Origin of the sequence: Cellulosilyticum lentocellum DSM 5427, assembly GCF_000178835.2 — a bacterium.
Lineage (GTDB): Bacteria > Bacillota > Clostridia > Lachnospirales > Cellulosilyticaceae > Cellulosilyticum > Cellulosilyticum lentocellum.
Genome location: NC_015275.1, coordinates 591653 through 618215 on the forward strand (window position 1 = coordinate 591653; position 26563 = coordinate 618215).

20 protein-coding genes and 3 rRNA genes are annotated in these 26563 nt (G+C 35.8%); 21 read left to right on the forward strand and 2 right to left on the reverse strand.

Annotation, left to right across the window (positions count from 1 at the left end; genetic code table 11):
• The first annotated feature begins 104 nt into the window (after positions 1-104).
• Together CLOLE_RS02635 and CLOLE_RS22765 are read left to right on the forward strand one after the other, a co-directional pair.
• Positions 105-425 carry a (2Fe-2S)-binding protein gene (locus CLOLE_RS02635; protein WP_013655521.1) on the forward strand — a complete coding sequence of 107 codons (321 nt, stop codon included), beginning with the start codon at positions 105-107 and terminating at the stop codon, positions 423-425.
• Positions 426-544: 119 nt separating this feature from the next.
• Complete coding sequence (locus CLOLE_RS22765; protein ID WP_162145059.1) at positions 545-739, forward strand: hypothetical protein; 195 nt, start codon at positions 545-547, stop codon at positions 737-739.
• A 5-nt stretch (positions 740-744) separates the two neighbouring features.
• Here CLOLE_RS22765 and CLOLE_RS02640 read toward each other — a convergent pair whose 3' ends face one another.
• A complete protein-coding gene (locus CLOLE_RS02640; RefSeq protein WP_013655522.1) occupies positions 745-1641 on the reverse strand; it encodes an AraC family transcriptional regulator in 897 nt (298 codons plus the stop codon).
• Positions 1642-1758: 117 nt separating this feature from the next.
• On the opposite strand from CLOLE_RS02640, the gene CLOLE_RS02645 reads away from it, so the two are divergent.
• Positions 1759-3831 carry a TIM-barrel domain-containing protein gene (locus tag CLOLE_RS02645; RefSeq protein WP_083801203.1) on the forward strand — a complete coding sequence of 691 codons (2073 nt, stop codon included), beginning with the start codon at positions 1759-1761 and terminating at the stop codon, positions 3829-3831.
• A gap of 390 nt (positions 3832-4221) precedes the next feature.
• On the opposite strand, the gene CLOLE_RS21540 is transcribed toward CLOLE_RS02645, so the two are convergent.
• Entirely contained in the window at positions 4222-4665 is a 444-nt protein-coding gene (locus CLOLE_RS21540; protein WP_162145060.1) for an SGNH/GDSL hydrolase family protein, read from the reverse strand.
• A 532-nt stretch (positions 4666-5197) separates the two neighbouring features.
• Here CLOLE_RS21540 and CLOLE_RS02655 point away from each other — a divergent pair.
• From CLOLE_RS02655 to CLOLE_RS02740, 18 genes are all read left to right on the forward strand, one after another.
• On the forward strand, positions 5198-5860 hold the full coding sequence (locus CLOLE_RS02655) for a DcrB/PsbP domain-containing protein (RefSeq protein ID WP_013655524.1): 663 nt from the start codon (positions 5198-5200) through the stop codon (positions 5858-5860).
• A 322-nt stretch (positions 5861-6182) separates the two neighbouring features.
• The gene (locus tag CLOLE_RS02660) at positions 6183-8816 is read left to right on the forward strand and encodes a glycoside hydrolase family 9 protein (protein ID WP_013655525.1); all 2634 of its coding nucleotides are present in this window, start codon (positions 6183-6185) and stop codon (positions 8814-8816) included.
• A gap of 64 nt (positions 8817-8880) precedes the next feature.
• Positions 8881-9558, forward strand: coding sequence for a YczE/YyaS/YitT family protein (locus CLOLE_RS02665; RefSeq protein WP_013655526.1), 678 nt, complete (start codon positions 8881-8883; stop codon positions 9556-9558).
• 51 nt (positions 9559-9609) lie between these two features.
• A complete protein-coding gene (locus CLOLE_RS02670; protein WP_013655527.1) occupies positions 9610-10296 on the forward strand; it encodes a peptidylprolyl isomerase in 687 nt (228 codons plus the stop codon).
• 331 nt (positions 10297-10627) lie between these two features.
• Positions 10628-12153, forward strand: a 16S ribosomal RNA gene (locus CLOLE_RS02675).
• Between the two features lie 144 nt (positions 12154-12297).
• A 5S ribosomal RNA gene (gene rrf, locus CLOLE_RS02680) occupies positions 12298-12415 on the forward strand.
• Positions 12416-12716: 301 nt separating this feature from the next.
• A complete protein-coding gene (locus CLOLE_RS21545; protein ID WP_013655528.1) occupies positions 12717-13454 on the forward strand; it encodes a polymer-forming cytoskeletal protein in 738 nt (245 codons plus the stop codon).
• 23 nt (positions 13455-13477) lie between these two features.
• The gene (locus CLOLE_RS02690; protein ID WP_013655529.1) at positions 13478-14098 is read left to right on the forward strand and encodes a YhbD family protein; all 621 of its coding nucleotides are present in this window, start codon (positions 13478-13480) and stop codon (positions 14096-14098) included.
• A gap of 514 nt (positions 14099-14612) precedes the next feature.
• Entirely contained in the window at positions 14613-15443 is an 831-nt protein-coding gene (locus tag CLOLE_RS02695; RefSeq protein WP_157864030.1) for a sensor histidine kinase, read from the forward strand.
• Between the two features lie 157 nt (positions 15444-15600).
• Entirely contained in the window at positions 15601-16113 is a 513-nt protein-coding gene (locus CLOLE_RS02700; RefSeq protein WP_013655532.1) for an NfeD family protein, read from the forward strand.
• Positions 16110-17099 carry a flotillin-like protein FloA gene (gene floA / locus CLOLE_RS02705; protein ID WP_013655533.1) on the forward strand — a complete coding sequence of 330 codons (990 nt, stop codon included), beginning with the start codon at positions 16110-16112 and terminating at the stop codon, positions 17097-17099. The genes CLOLE_RS02700 and floA overlap by 4 nt, the downstream gene beginning before the upstream one ends.
• Positions 17080-17523, forward strand: a complete 444-nt coding sequence (locus CLOLE_RS02710) for a hypothetical protein (RefSeq protein ID WP_013655534.1) — start codon at positions 17080-17082, stop codon at positions 17521-17523. The genes floA and CLOLE_RS02710 overlap by 20 nt, the downstream gene beginning before the upstream one ends.
• Before the next feature lie 9 nt (positions 17524-17532).
• Positions 17533-18273, forward strand: a complete 741-nt coding sequence (locus CLOLE_RS02715; protein ID WP_013655535.1) for a LytR/AlgR family response regulator transcription factor — start codon at positions 17533-17535, stop codon at positions 18271-18273.
• Between the two features lie 187 nt (positions 18274-18460).
• The gene (locus CLOLE_RS02720; RefSeq protein WP_013655536.1) at positions 18461-19717 is read left to right on the forward strand and encodes an extracellular solute-binding protein; all 1257 of its coding nucleotides are present in this window, start codon (positions 18461-18463) and stop codon (positions 19715-19717) included.
• Positions 19718-19744: 27 nt separating this feature from the next.
• Positions 19745-21478 carry a methyl-accepting chemotaxis protein gene (locus tag CLOLE_RS02725; protein WP_013655537.1) on the forward strand — a complete coding sequence of 578 codons (1734 nt, stop codon included), beginning with the start codon at positions 19745-19747 and terminating at the stop codon, positions 21476-21478.
• Positions 21479-22184: 706 nt separating this feature from the next.
• Complete coding sequence (locus CLOLE_RS02730) at positions 22185-22799, forward strand: hypothetical protein (protein WP_013655539.1); 615 nt, start codon at positions 22185-22187, stop codon at positions 22797-22799.
• Between the two features lie 32 nt (positions 22800-22831).
• The gene (locus CLOLE_RS02735) at positions 22832-23023 is read left to right on the forward strand and encodes a hypothetical protein (protein WP_041712882.1); all 192 of its coding nucleotides are present in this window, start codon (positions 22832-22834) and stop codon (positions 23021-23023) included.
• A 407-nt stretch (positions 23024-23430) separates the two neighbouring features.
• Positions 23431-26334: ribosomal RNA gene (locus CLOLE_RS02740) — 23S ribosomal RNA — on the forward strand.
• The last annotated feature ends 229 nt before the right edge of the window (positions 26335-26563 follow it).

The following is a 26563-nucleotide window of genomic DNA, read 5'->3' on the forward strand; positions in this document are numbered from 1 at the left end:
GAAGTGGAAAATAATTATTATTAAATAGTATTTCAAAATAGGTAGATTTATTGTTATAATAAGTTATACTATATATTATAAAACCTATTTAAGGAGAAATAAAAATGGCAGGAAACAGAATGATTTGTCACTGTAAACAAGTTGACTATATAACTATTAGAAAAGCAATGATTGAAGGAGCACGTACTATAGAAGAAATCAAAGAAAAAACAGGAGCAAGTACAAGCTGTGGTCGCTGCACTGAAGCTATTGAAGAAATTTTAGCTTCTGTATGTGGTTGCACAGGAACATCTTTAGCTTCTGTAGTTGAAGCAGTAAAAAATGGTGCTGATACAGTTGAAAAGGTTGGAGAAATTACAGGGGCAGGTACATCTTGTGGTAGATGTAAAGCACTTATTCAAAATGTTATTGATATAAAAAAATAGTAGTTTGACTTACCAATAAAGTAATCAAATAATAACAGGATAACATTAGGATGATAGTTAAAAGGTTTAGGTAAGCACAATTTGCCTAAGCCTTTTATTAATTTAAAAGAATAATCAAATTGATTATAGAGAAAAAGTTGATTAAAAAGCTAAAGTTAGAAGTAGCTACTAGATTTTTAAATGATGAGACATTAGAGAGACTATTTGCCTTTAGCAAGGACGAAAAGATTGATGAAGGCATAATACTGGCGAATACCTTACCTAGGCCACAGCTTATAGAATATTATCTAGAAGCTGCTAATGAGTGGCGCTAGATTAACTAAGAATGAAGTGCTTTACAAGCAGCACGATACTCTTTGGGAGTCGCATGATATTTAGATTTAAATAATTTATTAAAATAAGAAATGTTATCGAAACCTACCTCTAAGGCTATGTCCATAATAGGTAGGTTTTTTGTACGTAAATAATCAGCAGCTAGCTCTAAACGTTGGATATTGATATATTGTACGCAGGTCATACCGGTATATTTTTTAAAGAAATTCATAAAGTAATAGTCACTAAACTGGCAAATGTTAGCTAGTTCTTTAATAGACAGTGGTTTATTTAAATTTTGGCTAATGTAATCTAAAACTAGTTTAAGCTTTTCCGAGTGAGAGCTATTCAAGGTAACATTATAATTTTTTTGTGCTAGTCCATGGGAAAAAAGCACAGCAAAAAATTCAAATAAAGTAGCCTTAATACCTAATTCAAAGCCTTCTTTTTGCTTTGTATAGAAAGAATTAAGCTGATGAAACAAAGCCAGAAGTCTAGGATAGCTAGGGCTTTCCGGATGAATAATGTAGGGAAAGGTGTATTGTTCCTCAAATATAGGAGACAGATATTTAATAGAACAAGCGTCTGGTGTTTTCAGATTAAGCATGCTGAGATTAAAAACAAAGGTATCTGAGGTCATAGAAGAAGTCGTTTGCTGATGAATGTCATGTAAAACAAAAGGGGTAATGATAATGAGGTCTCCGGCTTTAACTTCATAGGATTCTAAATTGATGTGATAAAGAGCAGTTCCTTCTTGTATGAGTGTAAATTCCATTTCTTCATGCCAATGGAGAGGGAGTAAAGCAAAATGTTCAGGAACAATGCAGTGATATTTCATAATAGGAAGTAAAAAATCTCCATGGATATTATTTTCTTTTAAACTTAAATCTTTTTTAACAATCATTTTGGTACCTCCATAGCAGAATAGTGTTAGTTTTAATGGATATTTTGCAAGAAATCCCTAATTTTTTATATTATAATAACATATATGAAATAGTTGGTAAACAAGGGGGAACTAATGATGATTAAACGTTATATATATGGTAAGCCTATAGAAACAGAGGCAGTTGTAAAAACATTAGCGCCTACAGAAGGAACAGTTCCTTATTTAACAGCAACTGAAACAGAAGAGGCTTATGTTTTTGAATACGATATGAATGCATACGACCGTTTATATGGACTTGGTGAGAATGTAAGGGGTATCAACAAAAGAGGCCATATCTATGAAAGCAACTGCAGTGATGATCCTATGCACGATGAAGGGAAAAGCTCTTTATATGGGGCCCATAATTTTCTTATTATCAAAGGCCAAAAGACTTTTGGATTATTCATTGATATGCCTAGTAAGGTGATTTTTGACTGTGGCTATAGTCATAAAGATCAATTAAAGATAACAGTTACAAGTAAAGATTTTGATTTATATATTATAGAAGAAAAAAGTTTCACCGCTATTATCAAAGCCTTTAGAGAACTTATTGGGCCAAGCTACATAGCACCTAAATGGGCTTTTGGTTATCAGCAAAGCCGTTGGGGCTATAAAAACGAAGAAGATCTAAAAAAGGTGGTAGCAGGCTACAGAGAAAATCATATTCCATTAGATGCCATTTATATGGACATTGACTTTATGGATAATTTTAAAGACTTCACCATTGACCCTAACGGTTTTTCAGACTTTAAAGCAACTGTTGCCGAATTAAAGGAGCAAGGTGTACGTCTGGTACCTATTGTAGATGCAGGGGTAAAAATAGAAAAAGGCTATGATGTTTATGAAGAAGGTGTAGAAAAAGGTTATTTTTGTACCAATGAAAAAGGAGAAGACTTCGTAGCTGCTGTTTGGCCAGGTCTTGTTCATTTCCCAGATTTTTTAAATAAGGATACAAGAAAATGGTTTGGAGAAAAATATAAGATATTATTAGATGAAGGCATAGAGGGCTTTTGGAATGATATGAATGAGCCTGCTATTTTCTACACACCAGAAGGTTTACAAGAAGCTTTTGAAAAGGTAGATGAAATAAGACAAAAAGATAATATTGGTATTTATGAATATTTTGACCTTAAAGATTCCGTATCCCACACAGGGAATAATCCAAAGGACTATCAGAGCTTTTATCATCAAGTAGGAGACCAGCGTATTCGTCATGACAAGGTGCATAATTTATATGGCTATAATATGACAAGAGCAGCAGGTGAAGCTTTTGAAACTTTAGAGCCTGATAAGAGAATTCTTTTATTCTCTAGAGCTTCTTATATTGGTATGCACCGTTATGGTGGTATTTGGACAGGTGATAATATATCATGGTGGAGCCATTTACTTTTAAATATTAAAATGATGCCATCTCTTAATATGTGCGGCATACTATATACTGGTGCAGACCTTGGTGGTTTTGGTGGGAATACGACAGAGGATTTATTATTAAGGTGGCTACAATTTGGTTGCTTTACCCCTCTTATGAGAAATCACTCAGCACTTGGAACCAGAGAGCAAGAAGCTTATCAATTTACTGATTTAGAAAGCTTTAAAAATATTATAGGTATTCGCTATGGTTTAGTACCTTATTTATATAGCGAGTATATGAAGGCAGCACTTCGTAATGAACTTTATTTTAGAACCCTCATGATGGATTATCCAGAAGATAGCTTTGCCGAGAATGTAGAAGATCAATTAATGGTAGGAGAAAGCTTAATGGTTGCTCCGGTTTATGAACAAAATGCAAGAGGACGTTATGTTTATCTGCCAGAAGAAATGCTTATGATAAAATTCAAAAGCCTCACAGATAGATCTTATAAAATCATGGAAAAGGGACATCATTATATAGAAGTAGAACTTGAAGAAATGGTATGCTTTATTAAGCCAAATCATTTCATACCACTCTGTAGTGGAGGAGAATATATAGAAGCATTAGATGAAAGTCATCTAGAACTATGTGGTTTTATAAAGGATGAAGCCTCTTATGAGCTCTATCAAGATGATGGTTTTAGTAAGGATTATCATAATCCAGCTCACTTTACTCATATCAAGGTGAGTAAAGAAAATAAAGCGTTACAAGTGACTTGTAATAAATCAGAACTTAGCTTTACTCTCAATTTACACTAATAAATTAAAAGATAGAACTTATTAGCATTTTTAGCGAATAAGTTCTATCTTTTTGTTTAGTAATTAGCTTAATAAATTAGCAGCCTTCTTGAAGCTGCTGATACATATATTTACTTAAAAGTTCATTAACCTTGGCCGAGTAATGCTATTCATCCCAAAAGTAATATTTCTCTGGATTGGTATGCGGTGCTCCTATTTCAGGAAAGTCATTTGATAAGGGATATGAAGCTCATCTATGCCATAAGTTTTTGCTTTGGACATAATCAAGAGATAAAATTTAGCTAAATTAAAAATTTGCAAAGAAGCATACTTGTCAGGTGGTAGCTGATTCAGTGACATAGCCAGCTTACTATTAAAATAGGAGGTAAATAATTGAGCAGAATCTATACGTTACGTTATGATTTCGTAAGGATTAAGTGATAGATCAGCACTGCCAATAATAAAGAAATGTTTTGCACCTAGGTCAGATAAAGTTTGGATTGCAGTTACTATATTGGATATAGACCAGTCGGCTACTTGTCTTATAGTTCCAGGTTGATTATAGTCAATATAATAATAGAAATCATTTGCTGAAATAAATATAAAGTAAAGTACATTAGAATCGGCGAGCTTTCCCTTTAAATCTGTTTTAAACTTCTCAACTTGTCCTAAAAGCCCTGTAGGCCCTAATGTATCTAACCAAGATGAATAGTTAAACTTACCGGAAGTAGCGCCCTCAATAGAATAATTAACTAAAGGAATCTTCAATTGTTCCCCTAATATTTCTACGGCTACTTTATCATATAGAATATCTACCATTCCAATAAAACTTATCTGAAGGTTTAATATAAGCACCCTCAGGAGGATGCGATAAATATACTTTTTTCAATGTTCTCCCCTCATTTAGAAATATAAATAAGTGTGATACGGTAATTATAGCACTTTATTAATATTGCGTTAATATAAATCAAGATCGAAAAATATATGATAGAAAGATTAAATAGATTAAATAGATAAAATAGATTAAATAGATTAAATAGATTAAATAGATTAAATAGATTAAATAGATTAAATAGATTAAATAGATTAAATAGATTAAATAGATAAAATAGTAAAATTTAAATATTTGTTAATTATAATAAAAATATAGTTATCAAAATGATTAAAAGTATGCAAAATAGCAAGGGTCATTATAATAAAGAAAAAAAATACAACCTAATTTGAATGAATTATCTCATAATTGTTATAAAAATATATTTATTTTTTTGAATAGTACAAATTAATATAAAAAACGACACATAGTATCAATTTGACAAATATAATTGAGTTGATTATAATTTCACCTGTAATAAAATTTATGTATGATTTATAAAGGGGAGAAATAGTAATGAAACAATTAAAGAAGTTTATGGCAATTTTTGTAGTGGTTACTACAGCATTTTGTGCAGGATGTAATGATAGTACAGGAGGAAGTAATGATAGTAATGCAACCTCAGCAGAATCTAAGAAGGGAGTAGAAGCGGGAGAAACCTTTAAAGGTGATAGTTTTAGCTTTGTAGCACCAAAAGATTGGAAAAAAGTAGATGTTCAAGTTATGGAGGGTGCTATTAGTATTGCGAATGGTAATAATAAATCGATGAACGTAATTGCGATGGAAGCACCGGCAGAAATAGCAAGCTTATCAGCTGATGAGTATAAAGAAGCGATTGCAACCAATCTTGAGGCACAAAAGGCAATGGGAATTACTGCAAATAAATTAGAGGTTCAAACAAAACCTTATGGGGACATTGTGTATGCAGAAGTGAGTACAAAAATGACAGAAGAACTCATTGACATGAGCATCGAATCGGGATTACTTACTCAAGAAGCAGTTGATGCAATTGGCGGAGCAGAAGCATATATGAAAAATATGAATCTTGAGCAAGTATGTGCTTATCTCATTAAGGATGGTAAGTTACTTATGATTACTGCACAAATAACAGGTGGTAGCAGTATAGATGATATTAAAGACGAAGCAAATTTTGTTATTGATAATGTAACTTTAAAATAATGCACACATAAGAATACATTGAAAAGAAGCTGGAGAGTAAAGATACTTTCCAGCTTCTTTATTGTGACGTTAATTTGAAAAATCACCAGTGTTGCTGGATAGAATATATGTTTACGGTAAAACACCTTTGGCATTAAAATGATAAAAGGTTATTCTGTTCTAGATATGAAAGAATAAATTGAATAGTGAGATTAATTTTTATATATTATAATTAATGAGAAAAATTTATCAACTAAGTGAAAAATAGAGGCCGATATAAAGCATTTATAGGAAACTATGGAGAAGAATAGATTGAAAAAGAAAAAGAGAAGAGAGGGGAAAGATGAAAATAAAACACAGGTATTTCATTTTAGGTGTAGGCATTTTATGTGTATTAATGATTGCAATAGTCATCGGAAGTAACATTAATAAAAAAAGTACAGATGTACTTGTCTCAGAAAAGGAAACAATTACAGAGAAATATACAATGGATAAACAAGGTGAGAGCAAAGAAGAGGTAGGTAAAGTAAATCAACATCGTCCGCAAACAGGAAACTACAATTATGGAGAAGCTTTACAAAAGGCCATTTTATTCTATGAGCTACAACGTTCAGGAGATTTAACAGAGCAAATAAGATGTAATTGGAGAGGTGATTCTGGTTTAAGTGATGGTAAAGATGTAGGTCTAGATTTAACTGGTGGCTGGTATGATGCAGGTGATCATGTTAAGTTTAATTTACCTATGGCTTATACCTCCACAATGCTAGCTTGGTCTGTTATTGAAGATGAGGAGGTCTATAAGGAAACAAACCAGTATGACTACATACTATCAGAACTACGTTGGGTAAATGATTACCTGATAAAATGTCACCCCAAAGAGGAGGTGTATTATTTTCAAGTAGGGGATGGAGGCGCTGATCATGCTTTTTGGGGAGCTGCTGAAATCCTGCAAATGGAAAGACCAAGCTACAAGGTTGATATCAATAATCCAGGTTCTGCTGTTTGTGGGGAAGGGGCAGCAGCTTTAGCTGCATCGAGTATGGTATTTAAAAAAGTGGACTCAGATTATGCTAGTACGTGCTTAAAGACTGCAAAATCTTTATATGCTTTAGCAGAGGAAATGAAAGGTGATAGTGGCTATGATGCAGTGGCCGGTGCTTACTACAAATCATGGAGTGGCTACTATGATGAATTAGCTTTTGCAGGAGCATGGCTATATTTAGCTACAGGTGAAGAGGTATATCTAGAGAAAGCCAAAACCTATGCTGACCTTTATGCAGGTGGGGATATAAATACAGCTAACTATACCTGGGCACATTCATGGGATGACGTACATTATGGAGCCGCCTTATTATTAGCTCGTATTACTGGGGAGGAGCTTTATAAAAAAGCCATCGAGAATAATCTAGACTATTGGACTGTGGGAGTAGAGGGGAAGAAAATACAATATACGCCTAAAGGCCTAGCTTGGTTAGATACATGGGGATCTTTGCGTTATGCAACAACCACAGCATTTTTAGCCAGTATTTATTCAGAGTGGGAAGGATGTAGTAAAGAAAAGCAACAGATTTATCAGGCGTTTGCTCTTAGCCAAGTAGAATATGCCCTTGGTAGTTCAGGGAGAAGCTTCATGATTGGCTATGGAGAGAATTATCCTAAAAATCCACATCATCGAACAGCTCATGGTGGATGGGAGAATAATGTTTCAGGTGAACCTAGTCAAAATAGGCATATTTTAGTTGGAGCTTTAGTAGGTGGGCCAAATGTAAATGATGAATACAAGGATGAAAGAAGTGACTATACAGCCAATGAAGTAGCTTGTGATTATAATGCAGGTTTTACAGGTTTACTAGCTAAGATGTATAAAAAATATGGTGGCGCACCAATAGAAAATTTGACTGCTATTGAAGAAGTAGGAGAAGAACTTTATATAGAAGCCGGCATTAATGCAGAGGATTCACAAAATGAAAAACATTATATAGAGGTAAAAGCTTTAGTATATAACCATACAGCTTGGCCTGCTAGAATAACAGATAACCTTTCTTTTAAATACTTTTTAGATTTAACTGACTATATAAAAGCAGGAGGAGTACCTAGTGATTTAATAACTAGCTATAATAATAGTAGTGGAAAGGTAATGATTTCTAAAGTATTACCTTGGGATGAATCTAAACATCTATATTATGTTGAAGTTGATTTAATTGGTCATACACTCTATCCCGGAGGACAAGGTGAGCAAAGATTAGAAGTACAGTTTAGAATAACCGGTAATAGCAAGTGGGATTATACACAGGATTACTCATATATAGACTTAAAAGGTACTAGTAGTAATCAATTAACTCAGGCACAACACTTTGCCCTTTATGATAAAGGCATACTTGTTTTTGGAAGTGAGCCGGGACAAGGAACACCTTTAGTTAATAAACCACAGACGACAGAAAAAGCAAATAGCAATCCAGTTAAAGAAAATGTAAATTCTTCAAATAATAGAGAGGAAAAATTACAAACAGATGGAGGTGAAGTGGAACTGAAACAAACGAATGCTAGTAATAGCAAAAGTAACACGATTAACTTAAATCTTGAAATAAAAGGAAAGAAAGAGAGTCAATTTGATTTAAAAGACCTAAGTATACACTACTATTACACATCTGACACTCAAGATAAACAGCAATTCTGGTGCGACAATGCACAAATAGATATGAATAAAGAGCCATGGTATATTAATTTGAATAGCAATATATCAGGAAAGATAATGCGTATGGATCAAGTAAAGGACGGTGCTGATCATTACTTAGAAATCCATTTTAATAATAAGGATATTAATCTAACAGGAGAGGGTAAGATAACACTTGGTATTCGCATTACTAATGATCAATGGAAAGAATACGATCAAAGCAATGATTATTCCTATAAAAATAGTGACCACATTGTTATTTACTATAAAGGTGAAGTAATTAGCGGTAAAGAACCAAAGTAAATGTATAGAAATGTGACTTCTTCGCAAAATAAAAGGGAATGATAGAAGAAAGTGGAGTAGAAGAATGAAAAAAAAGCAGACGGTTAGAATCATTCTCTTTATTACGGGGTTAGTCACCCTAGGCCTCGGTGCAAGAATATTATTATTATCAGATTTAGGAACGGGCGGAATTGATGCTTTGGCAATAGGTCTTGCAAGAATTTTAGGGTTTAGTTTTGGAATGGTCATTAACTTAATAGGTATCACACTTATTATAATTGGTGCTATTTTAAAAAAGAGAAGTTTAGAGTGGAAGCCAATTGTAACCTCTATTCTCTATGGTATCATTTTTGATTTATGGGGCTGGATACTTTTTAATCGATTCACTAGCCCAAAACTACCTTCACATAAAGGCGTTATGTTTTTAATAGGTTTACTTATTGCAGCCCTAGGTGGCGCATTATATATTTTAATGGAGATATCTACTAGCTCTGTAGATTATATCATGCTAGCTATAAAAGAAAGATTTCATCTTTCTATTCAAAATAGCAGAATCCTATTAGAGATACTTTTTGTGCTAGGTGCATGGTTAGTGCAAGGGCCTATTGGTGTGGGGACAATTTGTATTATGTTATTGTTTGGACCTATTTTACAAGCTTGTATGAAGCTATTAAATCCAGTATTAATTAAACTAGGTGTTTTAAGTAAGGAATCTAGACCAATAGGTATAAAGGTTCGGAAAATTATATTGAAAAACAAATAGGTAAGGAATAAAATGGTAGTAACGTAAAAGCTAAAGAAAGAGGAAGGAAAAATGAATTTATTTCAAAGAAGATATTTTAAAAATGTAATTGGACTTATATTTTTAATGACAGCGCTTATAGTTGGTGCAGGATGCAATCAAGTAGATAATAATAAAGATCAAGCCAATAATAGTAGTGAGTCTACCGAAAAAGTTCAAGTTGAGGCAATACAAACAACTCCAATTGTTACAATGATAGTAAAAGATTATGGAACAGTTACTTTAGAACTCTATCCAGATATGGCACCTAATACGGTTAACAACTTTATAACATTAGCCAATGATGGTTTTTATGATGGACTTACTTTCCATCGTATTATTAAAGATTTTATGATTCAAGGTGGCGATCCGGATGGTATAGGTACTGGTGGTCCAGGGTATAGTATTGCTGGAGAATTCTCTAATAATGGGTATACAGCAAATACCCTATTACACACCAAAGGGGTCATCTCTATGGCAAGATCCATGGCACCTGATTCAGCAGGAAGTCAGTTCTTTATTATGACAGCAGATACACCAAGTTTAGATGGCAACTATGCTGCCTTTGGTAAGGTAACTTCTGGTTTAGATATAATAGAGGAAATTGGAAATGTAGAAACGGACTCAAGTGATAAACCTATAGAGGATGTAGTTATAGAGAGTATTCAAGTAGAAACAAATGGTATAGATGTGCCTCCAGTTATTAAAATAGAAGAGTAAAGAAATTGGATATAAAAGAATTGATGTTTATCTAAATATTAAAAATAAGAGGAAGACTTGTTCAAGAGCACTTGAGAATAGTTTTTTCCTCTTATTTTTGCGTTATATTGATAGTTTGTTATTTTTATTTAAATTTACTATTGACATATGTAAGGAAGTGGTGTAGACTAATACAAGTCAGCAAGAACAAGTGCTGATGACAAATGAACTTTGAAAACAAAATAGTAACTATAAACCAGTCGATTCATTACGTCTCTAATAAGAGATGAGAATCAGTACAACTTGTACTAAGTAAAATAGTCAGTAGTAGAAATACTACACGGACAAACTTTTTTATGAGAGTTTGATCCTGGCTCAGGATGAACGCTGGCGGCGTGCTTAACACATGCAAGTCGAACGAAGTGATAGGAGCTTGCTCCTAGAACTTAGTGGCGGACGGGTGAGTAACGCGTGGGTAACCTGCCCTATGCAGGGGGATAACGTTTGGAAACGAACGCTAATACCGCATAAACTATGGACAATCGCATGATTGTTATAGTAAAGATTTATCGGCATAGGATGGACCCGCGTTGGATTAGCTAGTTGGTGAGATAACAGCTCACCAAGGCGACGATCCATAGCCGGCCTGAGAGGGTGAACGGCCACATTGGGACTGAGACACGGCCCAAACTCCTACGGGAGGCAGCAGTGGGGAATATTGCACAATGGGCGCAAGCCTGATGCAGCGACGCCGCGTGAAGGAAGAAGGTCTTCGGATTGTAAACTTCTATCAGCAGGGAAGAAAAAAATGACGGTACCTGACTAAGAAGCTCCGGCTAACTACGTGCCAGCAGCCGCGGTAATACGTAGGGAGCGAGCGTTATCCGGATTTACTGGGTGTAAAGGGTGCGTAGGCGGTTTGTTAAGTCAGAAGTGAAATTTAGGGGCTCAACCTCTAAGCTGCTTCTGAAACTGATGAACTAGAGTGTGGGAGAGGAAAGTGGAATTCCGAGTGTAGCGGTGAAATGCGTAGAGATTCGGAGGAACACCAGTAGCGAAGGCGGCTTTCTGGACCATAACTGACGCTGAGGCACGAAAGCGTGGGGAGCAAACAGGATTAGATACCCTGGTAGTCCACGCTGTAAACGATGAATGCTAGGTGTCGGGGCTTACGGGTCTCGGTGCCGAAGTTAACACATTAAGCATTCCACCTGGGAAGTACGATCGCAAGATTGAAACTCAAAGGAATTGACGGGGACCCGCACAAGCGGTGGAGCATGTGGTTTAATTCGAAGCAACGCGAAGAACCTTACCTAAACTTGACATCCCGATGACCGAAGGGTAATGCCTTCTTTCCTAGCTTGCTAGGACGTTGGTGACAGGTGGTGCATGGTTGTCGTCAGCTCGTGTCGTGAGATGTTGGGTTAAGTCCCGCAACGAGCGCAACCCCTATCTTTAGTAGCCAGCATTAAGTTGGGCACTCTAGAGAGACTGCCAGGGATAACTTGGAGGAAGGTGGGGATGACGTCAAATCATCATGCCCCTTATGTTTAGGGCTACACACGTGCTACAATGGCTGCTACAAAGGGAAGCGATCTCGCGAGAGTCAGCAAACCTCAAAAAAGCAGTCCCAGTTCGGATTGTAGTCTGCAACTCGACTACATGAAGTTGGAATCGCTAGTAATCGCGAATCAGAATGTCGCGGTGAATACGTTCCCGGGTCTTGTACACACCGCCCGTCACACCATGGGAGTTGGGGGGGCCCAACGCCGGTGACCCAACCCTTCGGGGAGGGAGCCGTCTAAGGCAAAACCAATAACTGGGGTGAAGTCGTAACAAGGTAGCCGTATCGGAAGGTGCGGCTGGATCACCTCCTTTCTAAGGATAGAAATCGAAGGTTTAGTAGTTACTGTTTTGCTTTGAGAGTTCATCGCTAGATGTAACTATCAAAGCACCGAACCGAAGTGAAACGGCGGTGAGGTGTTGCTTAAGATCTAGTGTAAAATTGAATTCTAATAAATTTCTGGTGATGATGCGCTTAGGGGAAACACCCGTTTCCATTCCGAACACGTAGGTTAAGACCTAAGCGGCCGATGGTACTTGTTGGGAGACTGACTGGGAGAGTAGGTGATTGCCAGATTTTTTATTTGTTAAAAAGTCTTTGAAAATAAGGAGCTATGATATAGCTAGTATTTTCAAAGACCTTTTTGATTCTATATTAATAGTGGCTCTATGTCAATAGTTGGGGTATCCCAAGTATGATGATGTAGAAGCAGTTAAGAAGATTTTTTAAATCTATCTTAGCTGCTTTTTTATTACACATATGTAGTATTCTACTTCTAAATCTTTCGAAGTTACGTTAATCTAATTTTAATTGACAACGTAACAATGTTATGATAATATTTGTTTAAATAACAAAACAATGTTACGGAGGTATAGAAATGGAAAATAGTAAACTTCATTCAATTCAAATCGATGGCCTAGGAACCTATGGTGGAGGTGAGTTTGATAAAGTTAGCATAGCTGGAAGTGGTAAATTTACTGAAAGCGTAAAGAGTGAAAAGTTTCAAGTTTCAGGTATTGGGACTCTTTTAGGAGAGCTTGAAACAAAGAAGTTAGGGGTATCAGGTACTTGTAAGGTAGAAGGCAATGTTTTAGCCGAAAATATTGATGTATCAGGGGTTTTAAAGTGTGAGGGCAATGTAGAGGTGTCAGAGGAACTTCGTGTTAATGGGATGACTAAAATAGAACAATGTTTGAAAGCTAATACAGTTAAAGGAAAAGGCTTTTTAGAAGTAAAAGAAGATATTGCAGGAGAAATGATTGAGATTGAAGGGGTTTTAAACTGCGGTAAATTCTTAAACTGTGAAGTATTGGTGTTTACAGCTGTAGGAACATCTGTTTTAAATGAGGTTGGAGCTGCTAGAGTAAGAATTAGACAAGGGTATGAGAGTGTAACAAAGTTCCTTGGACCTTTTATGCCTAAAATTTTAAAGGAAAATAAAGTTGTGGCTAGTACTATTGAAGGCGATGAAATTATTCTGGAAAACTGTGAAGCCAAAGTAGTAAGAGGTAAAAATATTAAAATTGGTAAAGGCTGTAGAATTGGTGTAGTGGAATACAGTGACCAAATTGATGTTGATCCAGAAGCAATAGTAGATACAGTTAATCAAATCTAGAATGAAAGGCAGAGGTGAGAGCGATGGAAGAATTGATTTCAAAAAAAGAGCTATTAGATTTAACAAATATTTCATATGGACAGTTATATAGATGGAAACGCATGAATATTATTCCAGAGGATTGGTTTATTAAGAAATCTTCGACTACAGGGCAAGAGACTTTTTTTAGAAGAGATAAAATTCTAGAACGTATAGAATTAATTCTTTCTATGAAGGATGGAACTTCATTAGAAGAAATAGCTGCCTTGTTTAATAAAGAAGAGGGTGAAAAGGTATTTGACATAGAGTACATTATGGCAAAAGAAGCTATAAGCACTGCCGCTAGAGAAGTATTTAATAGCTTATACGGGGATATAAAAGAAGTAGAGAAAAAGGAACTTATTATTTTAGCAGTTATAGAAAAGTATCTGTTACAATCCATTATTACAGTAGATGAAATAAAAATGCTGGGGACTATGTTAAGTGAAGCCTTTGGCAAACTGTATAGGGAAGAAAGCAAGCTTCTACTCTTTAGAAAGTTTGGGATTTCCTTTATTGTAGGCTGTCATAATCAAGATGAAGTGATAGTAGATAGTAGTGCTGTTAAGATTATGGAGATTGATCTTATAAAAGAAGTAAGTGAGATGAGTTTAAAATTAGTATAAGTCAAATTTACTTCATATAAGAAATTCAAAGATAGAGAAAAGCATAGTTAAAAGATAGAGTTTTTATATATAATTAGAACGTTAATGTCAATAGATAAGAATGGGCCAATGGCTTTTAGTGCATCTACAATAGTAATGAGGGTATAAACCATAACATGGATTACACCCTCATTATTATTATGCTCTTATTTATTATTTTTTCTTAGTATTTTTTGCATTTTTAGTATCATTTTTTGATTTAGAAGTAGCTATAGATTTACCTTTTGCAGTAGAGTTAGATTTGCTTTTTCCTTTATCAGGCATAGTAGACCTCCATGTAATTTGATACTCTATACATATGCAATAGTAGGACAAAATAGACCTAGGATTAAACAATGCATAGAATGGCACGAAAAATACCTCGAAGTTATGCTTATGAGTAGTCATTTCATCTCTTATTTCAATCATGATGCGACATTATATATGATGAGTATATGCTATAATGATACTAGGCGTATTTAGGGGAGGGGATGAATTGAATATAAAAAAAGTTATAGGGGTGTTACTTTTTGTTAATCTCATGCAAATTATTTTAGTACTAGGTATGTGGATTAATAAGGGGGAAGGGGCTTGGGAAAATGTAGGTATTTCCTTATATTTGGTAGTAGGTCTTGCTCTTATTAATAGCTTAGCTACAGTAGTAGGTGTTCTTTATGCTAATAGACTTAGAAATGAGGATCTACTAGAAAGTATGAAAAACTTAGAAGAGCTTAATACTACATTAAGAGTGCAAAGGCATGATTATTTAAACCATCTTCAAGTGGTATATGGCTTAATAGAATTAGAGGAGTATGAAGAGGCTAAAAAGTATATGGAGCCGGTATTTAATGAAGTTATTAAGGTAAGCAGAGCTTTAAAAACAGCCCAACCAGCCATTAATGCATTATTACAAGCCAAACTAGAAGTAGCAGAGAAGAACAAGGTATATATGACCTTAAATATAAAAACAGATTTAAGACACCTTAAGATAGAACCTTGGGAGCTTTGCAAAGTACTTGCTAATATCATCGATAATGGTATAACAGCCCTTCTTTTAAAAACTTGTGAAAGGCATTTGATTGTAGATATTAATGAAGAAGGTGAATGCTACTTATTTAATATCTGTAATGATGGACCTATCATTGACAATAATCAGTTAGAGCAAATTTTTAAACAAGGCTATACGACTAAGAAAGAAGTAGGTCATGGAATGGGACTATATATTGTGCAAAAGATTATAGGAGCCTCAGGAGGAACTATTCATGTTACATCAACTGAGGAGAAGACAAGCTTTCAAATTCAATTACCTAAGGAGGTAAATAGTTAAAATTTATGATTAATTCATAGTGAGATATAAATAATAAAAAATGACAGGATAAAGGCGAAAGTGTATAACTTGAAGGTTTTTTATAGTAGCTAATTTAAGAATAGGCTATGATTAATATAGAAACAAATAAATGAGTCAAAGAAAGGGGGGCTAGTAGGTGGTTAATTTACTAGATGGCATTACTTTAATAAGTGTAGCATTATTTTTAGTAGGTTTTATTCTTATTGGTATCGAAATGCTTCATCCGGGAATTTCAATGCCAGGTGTATTGGGTAGTATATGCCTTGTAGTAGGCGTCATTATTTCAGCAGATAGTTTACAAGAAGGTACAACTTTAGCAGTTATTATATTAGCAATTTTAGGTGTTATGCTAGCAGGCATATTGTGGTTTTTATCCAAAGGGAAATTACGTTCTCCAATTATTTTAAATGAGGAGCAAAATAAAGATAAGGGTTATATTAGCTCTAGTGATTTAAATTATTTACTAGGCAAAAAAGGAGTTGCAGCTACAGATCTTAGACCATCGGGGATGGGAAACTTTGATGGGATAGATTTTGATGTGATTTCAGCAGGTAAGTATATTCAAGTAGGAACAAAAATCCAGATTTATGAGGTAAAAGGTTCAAAATTAATGGTTAAGTCCATAGAAGAAAGTGGGGAACAGAAATGAGTAATTTAGTAGGAACAATTGTATTAATTGGTGTTATTGGTTTATTTATTGTTTTCTTTTTTACCTTTATACCAATAGGGTTATGGATATCTTCTCTAGCTGCTAATGTAAAGGTAAGTATTTTTAACCTGATAGGTATGAAACTAAGACGTGTTGTACCTTCTAGAATTGTCTTACCACTTATCAAATCCACTAAAGCGGGCATTAGTTTAAGCGTTAATCAGTTAGAAGCACATTACCTTGCGGGTGGTAATGTAGATAAAGTAGTAAATGCACTTATTGCAGCAGAAAGAGCAGGCATTGAATTACCTTTTGAAAAGGCTGCAGCCATTGATCTTGCAGGTCGTGATGTATTAGATGCAGTTAAAATGAGTGTTCAACCTAAGGTGATTGAAACGCCTAATGTATCAGCTGTAGCTAAAGATGGTATTGAGCTTTTAGTAAAAGCAAGAGTAACAGTAAGAGCTGATATTGAACGATTAGTAGGTGGGGCAGGAGAAGCAACTGTACTTGCTAGAATTGGTGAAGGTATTGTTACCACTGTTGGTTCAGCAACTTCTCATAAAGAAGTTATCGAAAATCCAGATGATATCTCAAAGCGTGTACTTAGCAAAGGATTAGATTCAGGAACAGCCTTTGAAATATTGTCTATCGATATTGCAGATATAGATGTGGGTAGAAATATCGGTGCACACCTTCAAATTTCTCAAGCAGAAGCAGACAAAAATATTGCTCAAGCTAAAGCAGAGGAAAGAAGAGCCATGGCTGTGGCTAAAGAACAAGAAATGAGAGCTTATGTAGTAGAAGCGGAAGCAGAAGTACCAAAAGCCCTAGCTTATGCACTTAGGGAAGGTAAGTTAGGTATTATGGACTACTACGATATGCAAAATCTAAAAGCAGACACCGAGATGAGAGCTGCCCTTTCTAAAACAAAGGAAAAGGAAAGCCCTTTAGGAGGTAATAGGGATGGCAACTTCAACAGTTAATTTAGGAGCTTTACTACGTCTAGAAGGGGAGCTGAGACGTCAACTAGAAGGCAGTTTCTCCATAAGTGGGGAAAAGAATAATGTGAGTAATCAAAAGAAGTCTGCCAATGGTTATGATAAACAGCATAAAGATGATGAAGAGAATAATAGGGGAATTTTAGAAGAATTCGAAGGCCAGTATGTCTTAGAAGAGGAAAGTGGTCCTAAGAAACATACGAAGAAGAAGCTCGTAAAGAAAAAGAAAACACATTCAGAACTTGAAGCACCACCATTACCTGTGAGTCAAGTAAAGAAGTTGACTACAGTATCTGAGCAGATGCCAACAAGTAGTTTTTCTAGACCTAATAAGCAGCAGTTAAGAGAAGCTATCTTATGGGCAGAAGTTTTAGGAGAACCAAAGTGTAAGAAAAGACATAGAAGATAAGGGGGAGCCATGGCAATAAAAGTACTATTAGTAGAGGATGAAGAAGGTATAAGAACGCTTTTAAGAAAGATTATTGAACGTGTAGATGGCTTTGAAGTAGTAGGAGAAAGTGCTCAAATGCTGGAGTCCATCTCGCTTTTTACTAAGGAAAAACCAGAAGTTGTATTTCTAGATATCGAGATTAATGGAGGAAGTGGCCTAGAATGTGCTAAAATAATTGCTGATTTAGATCCTAAAACTAAGATTATCTTTGCCACAGCTCATAATGAATTTATGTCCAATGCCTTTGAAGTCTACGCTTTTGATTACCTAGTAAAACCTTTTAATGTGGAAAGAGTAAGTCAAACGTTAGAGAGAATTAAAGCACTTAAATTGCCACAAAGAAACGAAGAGATTGATAAAATCGTTAAATATGAACAAGGTCTTAATAAACTGTTAGTAAAGGGTAAAGAAAGTATGAGTTTTGTGGATATTAATGACATTATTTTAGTTCAAAGAGAAAATAACAGTACAGTCATTTATACTAAAGGGGATGCTTTCACCACTACAGCTAGCTTAAGTGATATAGAGACTAAGCTAGAAACAGATCAATTTTTACGCAGTCATAAATCATATCTTATTAATTTATCTCAAATTACTAAAATCGAACCTTATGGGCGTTGGACTTATATTGTGAAGTTTAAAGACATAGATAAAGATGCTCTTTTAACAGTAGAAAAATATGAAGAGATAAAAAAGCGATTTTTTTAATTGTATTTATAATGAAATAATCAAATGTCAAAGAAGCTGAACATTAACTAGATTATTGGTTAATAGAATAGCTTCTTTTATATTTTGCAAACAAGTAAAAAAAGGTTTTAAAAGAAATTCTTGTTAATTACTATAATTTAATGCAAAAAATGTCGATATATAGCAAAATAGAGAAAAGGAGAAGCTTATGAAAAAGTTCATGAAAAAGTTAAGACTTATGAGTATTATGGTAGTAGCTATGACAATATTAAGTGGATGCTCTCAAAATAATAATGCACATATAGAAAGTCAGGAAGTGAAATCAGAAGTTGTTAATCTAACTTTATGGGGGGGGCCTAATGAACAAGAATTATTAGCTGAGATGGTTGAAAGTTTTAAAAATAAGTATGCGGATGAAGCAATATTTGAGATAACCATTGTACCAGAAGAGGAGGGAACTAGTAGGGATAAAATACTTGCAGATGTTAATCAAGCACCAGATGTTTTTGCATTTGCGGATGACCAACTTATGGAATTGGCGGCTGCTGGTGTGATTGAACCTATTGAGCAGGATATGCAAATAAAAGAAGAAAATGTAGAAGGAGCTATTGAAGCAGCAACTATTAATGGAAACCTTTATGCTTATCCAATGACGGCCGATAATGGTTACTTTATGTTTTACAATAAAAAATATTTATCAGAGAATGATGTAGCTACACTTGATCAAATGCTTTCAGTAGCCAGTTCTTTAAGTAAAAAAGTGACAATGGATTGGACATCAGGTTGGTATCTATATTCATTCTTTGGTAATACAGGACTTAAGATGGGGTTAAATCCAGATGGCCTTACAAATTATTGTGATTGGAATAATCAATCAAGTGAGATAAAAGGTGTAGATATAGGAAATGCTATGTTGGCAATTGCTCAGAACCCTGGTTTTATGAACGGGAGAGATGACAAGTTAGTTGCAGGTGCAAAAGATGGTAGTGTCATAGCTGGTGTAAGTGGCGTATGGGTTGCTAATGCATTACAGCAGGCTTGGGGAGATGATTTTGCGGCAGTAAAACTTCCCACTTATACGGTTGGAGGTAAGCAGGTACAATTATCATCTTATGCAGGTTATAAGATGATAGGTGTTAATGGATACTCACAGCAGAAAGAATGGGCGATGAAATTAGCACAATGGCTTACTAATGAGGAGAATCAAACACTTCGTTTTATAAAAAGAGGATTAGGACCAAGTAATGTAATAGCAGGAGCTAAAGAAGAAGTAAAAAAATCACCAGCTATTAAGGCTTTAATTGAGCAGGCTCAATACTCTAGCTTACAAAGAGTAGGTCCAAAATACTGGGACCCAGTAGCTGAGTTTGCTAAAAGCATATCAGAAGGAACAGCTTCAGCTAATAATATGCAGCAACTGATGGATTCCATGGTAAAAGAAATTACCATGAAGGTGACAGATTAATAGGCATATCAGTACGTGGAGGGAAAAATGAGTAAAAAAAAATTAAATAGTATTAGAATATTTATCATGGGGCCAATTACTTTATTAGTTGCATTAGCATTTTTATGTAATGGGATAGGAATTATTCGAACCAACAAGATAACTAAAAAAGCAAATGAAATAACTGATAAACATATGGTAAGTATCTCAACTTTAGGAGAAATTCAGAGAGCAACAGAGAATATTCATAAACAAGCATTAGGACATATTGTAGCAATCGAGTTAAATACTAAAATAGAGCGTGTAACATCTATAAAAAAAGAAAGTGCTCAGTTGGAGGCTAATTTATTAGACTATAAGCAATATATTAATATAGAACAAGAGGAAACTTATAATCAACTTTTATTAAGCTACAGTAACTTTAAAAGTGCATTAGCTAATTTAACAGCATATAGTGCGAGCAATAATACAGAGAAAGCATATACTTATGCAAATATTGAATTGGCGGCATTTGCAGAAGAAATGAATAAAGAGATAAAAGTATTAAAGGAATCTGTACAACAAGCCGCAGAAATAGCACGGCAACAACTAAGGAGTACTTATTGGCAGTCTTTGAATGTCAGTATTATCATTTCTATAGGCATGGTAGTTTCAGTTATTATAACCATTTATTATATTATGAAAAGAGTTATTAGACCAATTACACAGACTGAGAAAGAATTAAGAAGTATTATTGAAAGCATTGATGAAAAAGAAGGGGACTTAACAAAACGTATTACAGTCAAATATAATGATGAAATAGCTACTTTGGGAAATGGAATCAATACATTCTTAGATGAACTTCAACATATATTTACTATGATTAGTAGAGATTCAATTAAAATAAATAATATAGGAAAAGAAGTATTAGAAAGCGTTAATGTTTCAAAAGACAGTGCAGCAGATTTGTCTGCATTAACAGAAGAGTTATCAGCTACAATGGAAGAGGTGTCTGGTAATACATATGTCATTAACGACAGTACCACCATAGTAGGTGAGGATGTTAAGGTTATTGCAGAGAGAGTTTCACAAATTAATGTATATTCAAAAGATATGAAGCAATGTGCAGAACAAATGGAGGAATCTGCACGTATGAATATGAGAGAAATTGAACAAACAGTAAGTCAAATGTTAGGTGGATTAACACAGGCTTTGAAGGATTGTAAAAGTATAGATCATATTAATAATCTTACAAATGACATTCTTAATGTGGCTAGCCAAACGAATTTACTAGCATTAAATGCATCAATCGAGGCTGCTAGGGCTGGAGAATTTGGAAGAGGATTTTCTGTTGTGGCAGAAGAAATTAGAAAATTAGCAGATTCAAGTCATAAAGCAGCTAATAATATTCAAGTAACAAATGAACTTGTAACTAATGCAGTACATAACTTATCAAGTCATACAGATACACTAATTAAATATTTACAGGAGTCTATCCTTCCGGGGTTTGCAACGGTTGTAGAATCAGGAAATCAATATAAACAAGATGCAAACTATATTGAAACAGCCATGGATGAGTTTAATGTAAAGACAAAAGCCTTAGAAGAAGGTATTTCAGAAATCGTAAAAGCTATAAACACTATTACATGTGCAATTAATGATAGTACAGAAGGGATTAGTGGTGTCGCTGAAAGTACACAAGACCTTGTATTAGAAATGAATAGTATTACAACATTAATTGATGAAAATCATAAGATTGGTGTAGAATTAAAGGCAGAAACTGAAATCTTTAAGAAGTTATAATATAGCATTCTGATAGAAAATATAACACTCCCACATCTTAAATACCATCACAGTATATTAAAAATAATTCATCCATGATTATTTGGAAAAATACAGTAAGTGTTTTTAGATTAAATTCTTTAATATGAGATTATGGATAGCTCGTATATATAAGCACCTTTTTCGCTTGGAATGTTTTTACAATTACCTTCCAACAAACAAAAAAGGTGCATTTTTGTTTATAAAGTTAGTTTTCTACTTGAATTATGATAAAGCATTGCATAACGTACTTTTACTACAAGTTTTATTTTATAAAAAAGCTTTTGAAAATAATTAGCTCATACGTAAGCTAGTATTTTCAAAGGCTTTTTGTGTTTTTACCTTTTTAAAATGGGTTGTCCTTATTCTAAAAATAAATGTATAATATATTTAAAATATTCTAATTAGTAGGGGCGTATGAGTGATATATGGAAAGTACTTAGAGGAGAGTCACAAAAAATGAAGAAGAAATACAATGTAGCTACCGTGTATATTCTAATCTGTCAGAATGTAAAGATAGTTTTTATGTGAAAGTTGATATGAAACATGATGAATGGGAGAGCTATTTACTATAAAGAATTCAATAGTCAGCTAATAGGGGAAAAATAAAAGATTATTTATAGAAGTATTTGTACTGATAGGTGTCATCATCCTAGTTTTAGTAGTAGGTATACAAAACAAGAAAAAAATGAGTATAACAAGTCAAGAAGAAAGTCCGATTGCTCAAGAGAAAGAAAGTGCAGATAGAAGTGAATATATTACAGATAGAAATAAACATATTATGCAAGAAGTAACAGATGAGTTTATAAGAGGGACCAAATCAAAGCAGGAAATAATTGTTTTATTACAAGAGGAATTAAATAAAGTATTTGATGTAGAAAATACACAAGCAATGACTAAACGCGTAGAAGAAGGAAAAATAGACCGAGAAGAAGTAAAGAAGTACAAAGAACTACAAACTATTGAATTTGATAGTATACAATTTCAATTACCAGGCTATAGTAAAGATTATGAACAAAAAATTCTTCAGCTAGAAAACAGGAAAGCACTTACAGTTACAAATGCAAAAGAAGAATTTAAAATGCTGGTTTTTTCAAATGATAAAGCATCTACTTTTCAAGGCCTAATAGACGAGTTTGAGGAATCAGAAGCACAGCTTTATAAAACATATATAGTAAATACATATGGGGAAGAGGTGTTAAATTCAGGATACATGTACCAGAAGATAACAGAGAATAGTGTTATGCAAGATATTAATAGTGATATGAGTTTAGAAGAGATAGTATTTTTTCCACTCTTTTAATAGGCAAATATCAGACTTTGGTAAGTGGAACAATGGACCAAGGTAGTATAAGTTTTGAAGATGAATATATAAAAGCTATGCAGACCGGAAGAACAGGTGCGGGAATAATCCTAAAGATATACAATAATGAAGGTTATTTTTGTAGTGTAGCAATAAGCGGTAACAAAGAAGCAGATTATAAAGAATTAGTCAATTGCATTCTAGCTACAACAAAAATAGAGTAGTGTAGTTAATGGGTTTGCCATAGCTAAATGAAGAATACTGGTTAGGGAATAAAAAAAATCATAATAAGTGTTGACTTATGTAATGTGATAGTGTAATATTATACAAGTCGTCAGCAGTAAGCAGCGACAAAATAAAGATTAATTAATAAGTAATCATCGTACTTTGAAAAACAAATACTACAACAATTATAGATTTGTAAGTTATAGCAATATAACTTGCGCCTAACGATAAATGTACTAAAGTGCGTAACGTACGTACTATAATTAATTTGTCAGGGTGTAAAATCTACAATTTAACCGATATAGTCAGAAATGACTTAAAACATTCTTTGTTTTTATCAGAAATGATAATTAACAAGGCACCAATCATGTGAAAACATGATTAGACCGCTCAATAATGAGCAATAGGTCAAGCTACTAAGAGCGTAGAGTGGATGCCTTGGCACCGAGAGCCGATGAAGGACGTGATAAGCTGCGAAAAGCTACGGGGAGTTGCAAATAAACTTTGATCCGTAGATATCCGAATGGGGAAACCTGGCAGAGCAAACCTCTGTCATCCTATAGCCAATACATAACTATAGGAAGGGAACGAAGGGAACTGAAACATCTAAGTACCTTCAGGAGGAGAAAGAAACATCGATTTCCTAAGTAGCGGCGAGCGAAAGGGAAACAGGCCAAACCAGATTACTTGTAATCTGGGGTTGAGGACTGCGTCATGGCAAGAATGCGGATAGCTGAAGAGTCTGGAAAGTCTCATCAAAGAGGGTGATAATCCCGTAAGCGAAATCCAAGTGAAGCCTAGCAGTATCCAGAGTACCACGAGACACGAGAAACCTTGTGGGAAGCCGGGGGGACCACCCCCCAAGCCTAAATACTCCTCGGTGACCGATAGCGCATAGTACTGTGAAGGAAAGGTGAAAAGAACCCCGGGAGGGGAGTGAAAGAGAACCTGAAACTCTATGTTTACAAGCAGTGGAAGCGCCATATGATGCGCAACCGCGTACTTTTTGTAGAACGGTCCGGCGAGTTACTAGCTGTGGCAAGGTTAAGTACCAGGAGGTACGAAGCCGAAGGGAAACCAAGTCTGAATAGGGCGCCAAAATAGTCATTGTTAGTAGACCCGAAACCGGGTGACCTACCCATGTGCAGGATGAAGTTACCGTAAAAGGTAATGGAGGTCCGAACTCACATCTGTTGAAAAAGGTGGAGATGACGTGTGGGTAGCGGAGAAATTCCAATCGAACCCGGAGATAGCTGGTTCTCCTCGAAATAGCTTTAGGGCTAGCGTTGATAGGAGTCTAATGGAGGTAAAGCACTGAATTGCCTAGGGGGCCCACAAGCTTACCGAAGCATATCAAACTAAAAATGCCATCAAGATACCGTCAGCAGTCAGACTACGAGTGATAAGACACGTGGTCAAAAGGAAAACAGTCCAGACCATCAGCTAAGGTCCCCAAGTGTGTGTTAAGTGGAAAAGGATGTGAGATTTCGAAGACAACTAGGATGTTGGCTTAGAAGCAGCCACTCATTCAAAGAGTGCGTAATAGCTCACTAGTCGAGAGATCTTGCGCCGAAAATGTCCGGGGCTAAAACACACCACCGAAGCTATGGAATTCAACTTAGTTGGATTGGTAGAGGAGCGTTGTAACGACGCAGAAGCAGTACCGTAAGGAGCTGTGGAGTAATTACAAGTGAGAATGCCGGAATGAGTAGCGAGATACAAGTGAGAATCTTGTAGGCCGAATATCCAAGGTTTCCAGAGTAAAGCTGATCTGCTCTGGGTAAGTCGGGACCTAAGGCGAGGACGAAAGTCGTAGTCGATGGACAACTGGTTCATATTCCAGTACTACCTATTATCAGAACTGCAGGGACGCAGGAGGGTAGGCAATCCCAGGAATGGTATCCTGGGCCAAGCACAAAGTCGCATTCCCAAGGAAAACCCGGGGAACGAGGATGAAGTGTGATGGGGATCGAAATTAAAGTAGAGAAGTTGCTGAACCCACACTGCCGAGAAAAGCTGCTATTGCGTGATAGGTACCCGTACCGTAAACCGACACAGGTGGATGAGGAGAGAATCCTAAGGCCGACGGGAGAAGCGTTGTTAAGGAACTCGGCAAAATGACCCCGTAACTTAGGGAGAAGGGGTGCCTACTTAGGTAGGCCGCAGAGAATAGGCCCAAGCAACTGTTTAACAAAAACACAGGTCTTTGCTAAACCGAAAGGTGATGTATAAGGGCTGACGCCTGCCCGGTGCTGGAAGGTTAAGGGGAGAGGTTAGTCGTAAGGCGAAGCTTTGAACTTAAGCCCCAGTAAACGGCGGCCGTAACTATAACGGTCCTAAGGTAGCGAAATTCCTTGTCAGGTAAGTTCTGACCCGCACGAAAGGCGTAATGATTTGGGCACTGTCTCGACAGCGCACCCGGTGAAATTGTAGTACCAGTGAAGATGCTGGTTACCCGCGACAGGACGGAAAGACCCCGTGGAGCTTTACTGTAGCTTGATACTGAGGTTGGGTATTACATGTACAGGATAGGAGGGAGACTGAGAAATCTGGACGCCAGTCTAGGTGGAGTCGCCGGTGGGATACCTCTCTTGTAATACTTAACTTCTAACCATGGCCCGTTAGCCGGGTCTGGGACAATGTCAGGTGGACAGTTTGACTGGGGCGGTCGCCTCCTAAAGAGTAACGGAGGCGCTCAAAGGTAACCTCAGAATGGTCGGAAACCATTCGAAGAGTGCAAAGGCATAAGGTTGCTTGACTGCGACACCGACGGGTGGAGCAGGTACGAAAGTAGGACTTAGTGATCCGGTGGTATGAAAGTGGGATTGCCATCGCTCAACGGATAAAAGCTACCCCGGGGATAACAGGCTTATCTCCCCCAAGAGTTCACATCGACGGGGAGGTTTGGCACCTCGATGTCGGCTCATCGCATCCTGGAGCTGAAGCAGGTTCCAAGGGTTGGGCTGTTCGCCCATTAAAGCGGTACGCGAGCTGGGTTCAGAACGTCGTGAGACAGTTCGGTCCCTATCCGTCGTGGGCGCAGGAAATTTGAGTGGAGCTGTCCTTAGTACGAGAGGACCGGGATGGACGGACCACTGGTGCATCTGTTGTCATACCAATGGCATAGCAGAGTAGCCAAGTCTGGATCTGATAAACGCTGAAGGCATCTAAGCGTGAAGCAGACCACAAGATAAGATTTCCCATCCGAAAGGAGTAAGACCCCTTAGAGACTATGAGGTAGATAGGTTGGAGCTGTAAGTGTAGTAATACATTGAGGTGACCAATACTAACGGTTCGAGGGTTTGACCTAGATAATGAAGGTTGAATAGTTGTAGTATTTGTTTTTGAGAGTATGAGAAGAGAGCACCCGAAAGGGTGTTTTTTTGTGTTTAATAAATGTAAGAGAAATGACTTAACTATAGACTGTTAGAAACATTCGACAGTATTAAATAAATGAGCGATATATAACTAGTAATACAGGACTAGTTATATACCGCTCATTTATTTAATTATGGTTATAGGAAATTATAATAGCTTTT